4 protein-coding genes are annotated in these 10,540 nt (G+C 39.4%); all 4 read right to left on the bottom strand.

Going from position 1 to position 10,540, the window contains the following annotated elements:
* Nucleotides 1–214: 214 nt before the first annotated feature.
* Complete coding sequence (locus VB620_RS18485; RefSeq protein ID WP_323197618.1) at nt 215–5,965, bottom strand: phytase; 5,751 nt, start codon at nt 5,963–5,965, stop codon at nt 215–217.
* Between the two features lie 124 nt (nt 5,966–6,089).
* Nucleotides 6,090–6,854 carry an MAE_28990/MAE_18760 family HEPN-like nuclease gene (locus tag VB620_RS18480; protein ID WP_323197617.1) on the bottom strand — a complete coding sequence of 255 codons (765 nt, stop codon included), beginning with the start codon at nt 6,852–6,854 and terminating at the stop codon, nt 6,090–6,092.
* Nucleotides 6,838–7,893: a ParA family protein gene (locus VB620_RS18475; RefSeq protein WP_323197616.1), complete on the bottom strand. Its 1,056-nt coding sequence runs from the start codon at nt 7,891–7,893 to the stop codon at nt 6,838–6,840. Before VB620_RS18475 ends, VB620_RS18480 begins: the two co-directional genes overlap by 17 nt.
* A gap of 134 nt (nt 7,894–8,027) precedes the next feature.
* On the bottom strand, nt 8,028–10,526 hold the full coding sequence (locus VB620_RS18470; RefSeq protein ID WP_323197615.1) for an alkaline phosphatase: 2,499 nt from the start codon (nt 10,524–10,526) through the stop codon (nt 8,028–8,030).
* Between the last annotated feature and the right edge of the window lie 14 nt (nt 10,527–10,540).

Raw genomic sequence — 10,540 nt, 5'->3', positions numbered from 1 at the left:
CAAAAACCTAACCCCCCTACCCCCCTTCCCTACAAGGGAATGGGGTTTTCAAAGCCTCTCTCCTTGCAGGGGAGAGGTTTGGAGAGGGGTCAATTTATACATTAAAAACTTTTCAAACATCCTCTTACACTAAAGAAGTAAAAAAATCCCCGAATTCTCTAAGAAATCGAGGATTGGAGAATATTTAAAAAACTATCAGCTTACCTTGACTTGTTTATATAAAAGCAAAGTTAGCATCTGTCAAACTAGAGGTATTAACACCATTCAAAGTAGCAATGGTTATTCCATCAATCATAATGCTGTCACCAGTTAAGGTCAGATTATCAAAGCCAAAATTAGCACCTTGACTAGCAATACCTAAGACATCAGTACCCATTTGAAAGTCAACAATGGTGTTAGGAGTCATAGGGATATCACCAGTAATAATCCAGAACTGGTCAACACCAGTACCGCCAGAAATTAAGTTACCACCACCTTCTTGAACGAAGAATTTATCATCACCATCACCACCTAAAGCGCGACCATTTGTACCCAGGTAGAAAATATCATTACCAGCACCACCAGAAAGACGGTAATTAGTAGCATCGGTAGCATCTAGTACATCATTATCACTATCAGCAAAAACTTTATCGCCATTACTTACATAAATAAGATCATTTCCACTACCTGTAAAAATGCGATTATTACCAACCTGAGTACCAGCAAAGAGAACATCTACTTCATCATTTCCTGCACCGGTGAAGATGTTATCATTCACAGCATCAAAGTCAACTCCACCTATCAATATATCTGCATTTGGTGTGCCTGTAACCAAATTAGATTCTTCAACTAATAGAGTAGGATGAACTTCAAACTGACTGACAATTTGTGGTTGACGATTGATAATTTCCTCAGTGTTAGTTTCTAACTCCTCACGGTTATAAGTTTCAATTCCGTAGGTAGTGACTGTCAGTTTTTGAGTTTCAGGATTAATATCAAACTCAGTCCAACCATAGGTATGGGTAGCGATATAATCACCTTGTAATAAAGTCGCATGAATCAGACCATCACTAATCGCTAGGTTATTATTTAACCCCACCGGGTCATAACCAAAAGGTTCTAAACCTGCATTTATAACTGACTTGATAAAATCGTCTTTATCGTCAATGATACTATCAGCATCATTCGCCACAGGTAGAGAGTTATAAAATGCTTGTTGTTCAGGAGAAAGGAAAAAGTTACCTATTGTTGGACCAAAGGCAGGATCAAAAGCTACAGAACCAGTAATAATTTCAAAAGCACTTGTGGCAATTTGTTCCGCACCTGGTGCTAACTGATAAGTGAGGTTATTAACGACAGTACCGTGAAAATCAGCAGTGACAAAGACGGTATTATCAATATTGTTGTCATTAATAAATTTCAACAATTCTGTCCGTTCTGCTGCATAACCTTCAAATCTATCAGCTGCGATCGCTAAACCAAAGTTTTGTACTGGTTGTGGCATCATGATAAACTTCCAGGTGATGCCGTCACTTTGAGCTTGCAGTAGATCGTTTTTGAGATCCTCAAGTTGCACTTCTCCTAACATAGTGCGGTTAGGATCAAAGGATGCTTGTAAGAAGTTAGCTACCTCAGTTGCATTTGTCGGATCTGTGACATCAGGTAATGCTGCATCACGGAAAGAACGCGCATCGAGGACAAAAGTTGCAGCATCACTACCGTAGGTATTAAAGCGGTAAAGTTTCCGTTCCCCTGCTGTGGTTTCATCTCCTGTTTCACCGTAAAATTGATCAGTAATCGGGTTATATTCTTGGAAAGCTTGCAGACCATTTTCATACAATGGCGAGTCGTTTTGTAAGCCAGAATTTGCTCCAAATAAGGCTTGTATGTCTGGATTTGCTGTCCCTAAATCTTCACCACCATCAAAGTTGTTAGTAACTTCGTGGTCATCAATGGTAGCAAAGATAGAAGTAGATTGTCGTAAATCACCTAAAGTATTTTGACCGTAACGTTGACCATAAACTTCAGCTTGTTTAGCACGATATTCATCTAGGGTTGTAGCTTGTTCCTTTTCTGTCCCATCAGGATTTAAAACTACGGGAGAACCATAATCTGCATAGATGGTATCACCAAATTGTACGAAGAATTTTAGGTCGGCTTCATCAGCATTACTAACTGCTGGATAGGGTGCTAAGTCTCCTCTCCAATCTCCAGAAACACCAAATTTTAAACCTGTTTGCTGTCCTAAAACTGCTGCTGTGCTGAATTTACCGTTGCTAGTTGCACCATTGATATCGCTAACACGATAGTAGTAATTGGTGTTGGGAGTCAATCCATTAACTGTGACTTTTACAGGTAAGTTAGTATCAGTAACATTTGTTGTTTCTGTCCCTACAATGTTGCTGAAATTGGGGTCAGTGCTATATTCAAATGTGATTTCTCCTGCAAAGATACTCCGTGTCCAAAGAACTGTAGAAGTTTGGTTTGTATCACCACTAGCAACACCATTTACAAAGGGGTTAACTCTAGCTACGGGGTTACGGGGGTCGTAACTGGTGGTGTCAATTTCTAAAACATCGGGAAGGGTGTTAGCGATATTTTCCCAAGGAACAAATTTAAAGTTGCTATTGACGTTTTCTAGTTCTCCGTCATCTTCTACTAATTTCGCTGGGTCGTTATTACCATCTTGAGTGACAAATAAACCGTAGGGGAAGTTTGCGCCAAGGGGGACGTTAATAACATCTGCACCATCGGATTCTTGAACGCTATCAATTGCACCATTGTTACCAATAGCAAATCTTCCTAAAAATTCGTTATTTCCTTCCCGACTGTATGCAGCAAAGGTATTATCTCCTTGACTGGATGCGAGTAAATAACCTTTACCATCAGCACCATAGTAAATGGTTAAACCTTCTACATCAGCTACTAAATTATTACCACCTAAATCTGCAACTCGGTCAATTAATACCCCTGTATTATCACCACTGTTGGGTTCGGCGTTATATTTCCAAATTCCTACATTTTCTTGACCAATGTAAAGATAACCTGTTTCTTGGTCTATAACCATTCCCTCGGTTTGAGGGTCAATATCATTAGTTGTAGGAACGGTAAATTGTCTGACTCGTTCTGCACCTATTTGACCATTACCCAAATCAACTAATTTAAATTGAGCTATATCTCCTGTGTCTCTGCGTCCTGTGAAAACATAATAATCATTGGTGACAGGACTGCGATATATTCCTAATCCGTAAGCACTGCGAGAAGATGGTTCGTAGGGAGGAGCAAAAGGTGCTGCTTGGAAAATTGTGCTGATGTTACTATCAGTAATATCTTCTAAATAATTGCCGTCGGTAGAGTTGGGGTTGATTTTGAAGATTACCAGTTTATCATTTCCGCGATCGCTCGCTACGGCAATATCAATGGTTTCGTTACCCAGTTGGAAGCCATATTGCAGGTCAATATTGTTATAACGAACTTCACCAGGATTTACTGTTTGTAACAGGTTTCCAGATAAGTCATAAACCCGAACTCCGGCATTTTTTACCGCAGTTAATACTAAGCTATCGGCGGAATTTTCAGCATTAACATAGATAGCTGGGTCATCCGCATCGGCGTTTTGATCTACAATTGCTTGGGCTGGATCTTCATCATCAAATAAGTCTGGACGGGTTTCTAATAATGGCGTGGCTGTTGGTACTAAGTCTGCATTCAAGGTGATAATTTGGGTAAACTGAGTTGCACCAAAATTGTTATCACTTACCAATACAATGGATTGACTACCATCAGCTAATTTTGGTCCAAATGTAATCCCTTCAATGTTATCTGTACCTGTGGGGTGATTCCCGTCACTGTTGGGTAAGCTGAGATCATCGAGATTCAATAACAGACGTTTTTGGGTGGGTCGAATGGCGGCTAATTCTTCACTACTTAAACTACTCAGAGAATCAATTGTATTAATATCTGTTGCCCCTTGGAGGCTAACTTCGTAGATTTGGATTGTGTTTCCTTGTCCGATAGCAAAGGAGCGCTCTACAGCTAATAAAGTTCCACGATTATCAATTGCGAGTAAATCTACCAAACCGCTATCAGCAAAGCCGTCACTAGGGATAGGCGCTTTAGCAATGGGGTCAGTAATGTAGAGATATTCTTTTTCTGGTTGCCCTGTTACCAAGTTGTATTGGATAATCCGAGAGGGTGTACCATTTTCTAAAGTAGTGCGATCGCCATCTTGGAAAAGAGCATTTTCTGTTGCTGTAAATAGGGTTTTTTGATCAGGTGTAATAGTCAAACTTTCAAAGGCTAAATTGTTGCGAACCCCGGCAGTTTGAGTATCCCCAGTATCGACAACATTATTATTATTAGTATCTTCTACCAAGGGGAGAAATTTCTGAGGTACAGCCAAAGAACGAATTTCTTGACCTGTCATCAGATCAAACTCTTTAATGAAGGGATTGGTAACGCGAGTTTCACCTAAATCCGGTCTAACTTCCCCTTCTGAAGATATGAAAACTGTACCATTGCTGGTTAATGCTATGCCTTCTGGATCAAGACTATTAGCCGCAAAAGGATTACCATCGATATCCCTAAGTTGGACAACTTTGGTAAAATTTACCGCATTTGTAACAGGATCGAGGTTAAAAGTATAAAAACGAGCATTGGATGAGCGATCGTCAGAAATGGCATAATATTGATCATTCAGGCGATCGTAAGTCACACCAGACAAACCACCTAATGCAACCTCTACTCCACCTATTGTCCCCGCTTCACCACTGGGAACAAAACCCGTTTCTAAAACAGTTTGACCTGAAAATCCTACATCGGCAATAGTATTACCCACTTCAGTTGCACCAATTTCCACATCTGCAAATACTAAACGATGATCAGAACTGGGGAAGGGAAAAGTACCAACAGGAGCAAAATTTGGGTCATTTTCTGTAGGCCAAAATACTGCTGAGTTGGTAATTTGTAAATCTGAAGAAGGTAAAACATAATCTGTCCGCAGATTTCCCGAATTTCCATCAGCAAAATCAGCAGTATCAAAATAGGGATTACCATTGTGGTTATCATTTACATTACCTTGCAAAGCTGCTTGTTCAGCACCACCAGGACTACTGGGAATAGAATTAGTGTTAATCTGGGGATTTTGTAACAGTTGCAAAATGGCATTATCAAAACTGTCTCCATCAAAAGGATCAGCATTTTGATCACCCATAATTACAAAACTAGAACCTGCACTTAAACCGCCGATATTTCCCTGGTCATCATAGATATAATTACCTTTTTCTGGTGTAACATAATCAGACCAAAAACGAATTTCATCATGATTTCTTTTGCCATTCCGATCTTCATCACCATCAAAAACTGGGGGTGTGGGATGACTAACTAAAACATGAACTGTTTCACCATTAATTAAAATTGGTACATCCCAATGGCTTTTGGAGGAAAGACGTAAAACTTCTTGTTCTGCTGGAGAATACCAAGGAGTACCAGAACCAGGTGTCGAAATAGTAGGTAATAAGGAGTTTGGCATATCCTTCCACAAAAATTCTTGGAAGGTGCGGACATTGGCTGTATCAATGGGATATTTAGACAACAGCAACATTCCAAATTGTCCAGGGAAATTTCCGAAACCAAAGGCATCATTACCGCCGCCTATTGTACCGTTATTATCTAAATCAAATCCAGAATCTACGCCTGTGTTAGAAGGTGCAATATAAACATAGGGATAGTTAACCGGTGTGCCTTGATTTTGACTTACAGATAAATAATTTTGCTGGAATAGTTCAACAGCTTGTAGGGGATCAGATCCTAAATAATCAAATTCGTTAATTAGTAAAACGTCGGGGTTGGCACGTTGGATAATTTCTGCGACTGCTTGTGCTTGGGAGTTATCAGGAGTGGATAAATCTGTGAGTAACTGACCTTCACTATTTCGGTTGAGGGAAGCATTGAACTGGGAAAAGCGAACTGTGTTATTTGTTGCCATTATCTCCATCCAGTGGTAAATACAGATTGAGTATCTGATAATGGTTGTAAAATATCAGTATAAAGTTAAGAGTTTGTTGTTAAAGGTTTAAGATTTTTTAAATTAATTGCTTGGGAGTAGAGGTTTATAAAATTTGATGAATACTCTCAACTACTTGTTCAATAAAATCTACTGCATCACCAACCAATAATTCATCTATAGGCCAGCGATTTCCTAAACCAAAGGTAGGATCTATATCTGCTTCATGGGCAATTTTATTTCTGCGTTTTACAATTTCCTGTAGGTCTTGTTTGATCTTTTTTTGAGCTTCTTGTGTAGTATTTCCTCTCATTTTATTAGTGACCTGCTCCCATAATTTTTCATTTGATATATACCTAATTGCCTTAGCGATATTATCTGGTGTCTGAAAACTGTCTTCTCTAAACTTTTTTCTAATTTCATTTTCTAACCACGAATTGTTATTGAGTTTATTTAAAATAGTGTTAGAAATAATAGGAATTAAACTGGAAATATTATGAGACTGCTCTAAAAAATCATTCCCATAACTCTGCTGTATTTCACTCTCTATCCAAGAAGCAATATCTATAGCAGATTTTCTATCTTCACTAGCACTACCCAGAGAAACTTCAAATCTTGCAAAAGCTGATTGAGTCGCATTACCCTTAAATGATGGTTCTGATCTTGTTCCTCGATGAATTTCCAGCATACCCAAAGTTACAACTTCATGAATATAGTAATCTAAGGCACTTACAGTCAGAACTAAAGCTGCCCTAAGAATATCCGATAAATCCAGAGCAGAAGTCGCTTGAGCTTTAATGGAGTTATGCAGAGAAATTAAATCCCGAACACGCTGAATACTAATGCGAAATTGATCAAGGGCTGACTGCATAACTCGATGATAGTGAAATAATTTTATCTGCTAAATCGGAAAAAATTGTTTTAAATTCTTCTTGCTTTTTTTCATTAATTTCTGCTACTATGCCTTGCTGATTTAATTGTTCCGGCGTAAGCGCATAAACTGGTGTAGCGTGTTTTTGTGATAGAGCAATTAAACTGTTAAAATCAGGAATTTTGGTTATGGTAAAACTAGAATTTATACCCTGCTCAGTATAAACTTGATTAGGTAATAATAAATTATTTTTCTCCAGAATCGGTTTTAACTTATTCGTAACTGTATTTTCTACTTTTTCTATCCATGTTTGAAATGCTTTTGTTTCTTTACCATTTCTAATTCTATAGTTTTGAACTACAGTACCTAAAAATTTTAACTTAAATTCAGGAAATGGATAGGTAGCTTCCTTTAATATGGGGTTTGCGCTGGCCATTCTTGCCCAAGCACACCATTTTGGTAATATTCTAGATAGAGAATCAATTGCCATCACAGAAAAGAAATCAGCAGTCGTAGGTACTAAGAAAAAGTCACTTGTCATCAGTAAGTTTTGATTGATAGATCCTAAACTTGGACTCATATCAATTAAAATGTAGTCAGCATTAAATTTATTAGCAGTCTTTTCCAAAAGGTCAGAAATTGCACCCGGCAAATTTTTGAGTGTGTGAATTGAACCACTTAGTTCTTGGGCAATACCTAATGTTACTTCGTATTCACCAAAGCCCACATGACCAGGTAACAAAAATAGATTCTCTTCTATCTCAATACAATCTACAGCTTCTATAGCCCGTGGTTGAGACTCAAAAGCAGGAGCTAAACCAGTTTTAATATTAGAGTGTCTGTTGTAAATGGTTTCTATTCTTAGTTCATTGTCTTCTGTTTCTTCTTTTAGAGCCATACCTGTAAGATTACATTGGGGGTCTGTATCTACAAGAATGACTCTCTTACCTTTTGAGGCAAGCATCCAACCTAAGTTAAATGTAGTGGTAGTTTTGCTAACGCCACCTTTGTGATTAAATAAGGCGATTTTTTGAACCATTGTTATCTAATAAAATTATTGGTTAATAACCTATAGTAATTTTATCATTTTTTCATTAAGCAAGAGATAATAGATAGATCCCCGACTTCTCTAAGAAATCGGGGATCTGGGTTCACTAATTACTGCTATGTTTTTTACATGAAAGCAAAATCAGCAGCAGTTAAACCAGTGGTATTAACTCCATTCAACATAGCAACGGTTGTTGCACCAATCATAATGCTGTCACCAGTTAAGGTCAGATTATCAAAACCAAAATCAGCACCTTGACTGGCAATACCTAAGACATCAGTACCCATTTCAAAGTCAACGATGGTGTTAGGAGTCATAGGTAGATCACCGGTAACAATCCAGAACTGGTCAGCACCAGCACCACCAGAAATTAAGTTACCGCCACCTTCTTGAACGAAGAATTTATCATCACCATCACCACCTAAAGCACGACCATCTGCACCCAGGTAGAAAGTATCCATACCAGCACCACCAGATATGCGGTATCCTGTGGCATCTGTAGCATCTATTACATCATTTCCACTACCACCAAATGAGCGATCGCCATTACCCACATAAATGGTATCAGTACCGCTACCAGTAGAGATTCGGTTCCTACCAACTAAACTACCGCCGAAGGGAACATCTACTTCATCGTTTCCAGCGCCAGTGAAAACTGTATCATTGATGCCATCAAAGTCAACACCACTGATCAAAGTATCTCCACCAGTAGAACCAGTAATCAATTGAGATAGGTTTTCTTCTGCTGTAATAATTGGAGTTTCCAACAAAGAAGAGTCAGCAACTTGGGCAATGTGAACCTGATCTATAAAATCACTGACACCAGGAACATATTTACCATCAACTGTGTAACCAGTACCCTCAAGTTTCTTAATATTAGCTACATCAGCAGCAGAACCCTTATAGTACATGGGAATAGGACGGGAAGTATGAGTTCCCCACTGATCGCCATCATTAATGTTACTACCCCAGAAATGACCTACTTCATAGGCATCATTTTCTTCCCAATCACCACGGTAAGCAGGAGTGATGGAAGCACCACCATCTTCGAGTAGAGAGTTGGCTAAAAGTTCAGGGAAGTCATTGAGTAGGGTCAAATAGTGATCATGATCCGCCGTTACCATTAATAAGGTCTCGTCATAACCACCATTTTCCTTAATCCAGGTGTCAGCAGTTCTGACCACATCGGAGAGATCCAACTGAGTACCCAGCATCAGATCCATGTTATTGGCGTGGGCAGACCAATCAATGTCACCCACCTCAACCATCAAGTAGAATCCCTTATCTGCTTGTCCTAGAAAGTCTAAAGCAGCCTCTGTCATCTCGGCAACATTAGGGTTTTCTAGAACATCAGCCGCTAAAGCATCACCTGTCAGTCTACCGTTGTCACTATAGCCATTAGTACCTGTGGCACTGTAATCACTGTTAGCAGTACGCCAGGGAAGATTATCTTGACCAGTGGCAGAATAGACCCCAAACAGGTGTTCGCCATTATCGGGATCTATAGAATTAGCTGCTGCAATTAAGGCTTGACCACCATCTACACCTGTCTGGCGTTCGATAAAGTTCCAATCGTGACCTTCGCTGTCATACTCACCAGCTTTCAATAGGTCAATATCTTCCTGGGTGATGTATCTTTCATTGCCAGAATAAGCAGGATGACCAGCACCTAGTATTAAACTAGGTTTGACTTCCATCGCTGAGTCGAAGATGTTATCTGTTTCTTCGACTATATGGCCAAACTCATCAAGTAAGTTGCCATCTTCATCAAGACCGTATCTCGCATACCTCCTAGTTCCATCTGCATCCTCACTATAGAGAGTTCTTTCATTCCCCTCAGAGTCTATGGCTTCACTAGTAGTCCAATAGCTGTCAATATTTCTTTCTTCGTTAGTCTTATTTCTACCACTGGTGTGAGCAATACCCGCAGCAGGTGTAGCATGACTCCAGGGAACACTACTGACGACACCAGCAGCAAAACCATTGTCTAATGCTAGTTCAATAGTTGATTCTACATCTTGCTCATAGATGTCTACACCGATCGCACCAACATAGGTTTTAGTCCCAGTGTGAAAAGCTGTACCAGTTCCAGCAGAGTCTGGATAATACTCTTTGATATATTCAGGATCGAACCCATCGGTAGTATTACCGTAGTTTTCGTAGTAGTTGGCATCCCACGGTGTAGCGCCGCCTTTAGTGAGGTTAAAGATAGGAACGTTACCACCTTCGGAGACATCCTTGGGAATAAATTCCAGAGGATTACCATTTTCATCAGTGCGGATAGGTCCCTCACCTGTATTGTGACTATAGATACTACCATCTATTAAGGAATTACTGCCATTCCCGTCAATTACCGTATTGGCATCAGTAACAATGGTATAACCATCTAAAAGTTCTTGATAGCTCTGACCAAATCCTTGACCCTCAGTGTAATAGTCCGCAAGGGTTCTATCTGCAAATATTGCTTTGAGTTCATCAATGGTTAAACCACTTGTATTCTCACCAGTGGTCACATCGTAACCAAGATCAGCAAGTTCTTTAATTATTTCTTCATGGATAGCACCAGCACGGGACATTTCCCAGCCCATACCGTCGCCGATTACGAGAATAACATTTTGAGCCATGACGATTAATTTCC

Source organism: Nodularia harveyana UHCC-0300 (assembly GCF_034931085.1).
Classification (GTDB): Bacteria; Cyanobacteriota; Cyanobacteriia; order Cyanobacteriales; family Nostocaceae; genus Nodularia; species Nodularia harveyana.
Note: the sequence above shows the minus strand (reverse complement) of the source record. Positions and strands in the feature narration are given on the sequence as shown.

Bases quoted from the DNA above. Each gene is read 5' to 3' on its own strand.
- VB620_RS18485 (WP_323197618.1), bottom strand. From the start codon at position 5,965: ATGGCAACAAATAACACAGTTCGCTTTTCCCAGTTCAATGCTTCCCTC.
- VB620_RS18475 (WP_323197616.1), bottom strand. From the start codon at position 7,893: ATGGTTCAAAAAATCGCCTTATTTAATCACAAAGGTGGCGTTAGCAAA.
- VB620_RS18480 (WP_323197617.1), bottom strand. From the start codon at position 6,854: ATGCAGTCAGCCCTTGATCAATTTCGCATTAGTATTCAGCGTGTTCGG.
- VB620_RS18470 (WP_323197615.1), bottom strand. From the start codon at position 10,526: ATGGCTCAAAATGTTATTCTCGTAATCGGCGACGGTATGGGCTGGGAA.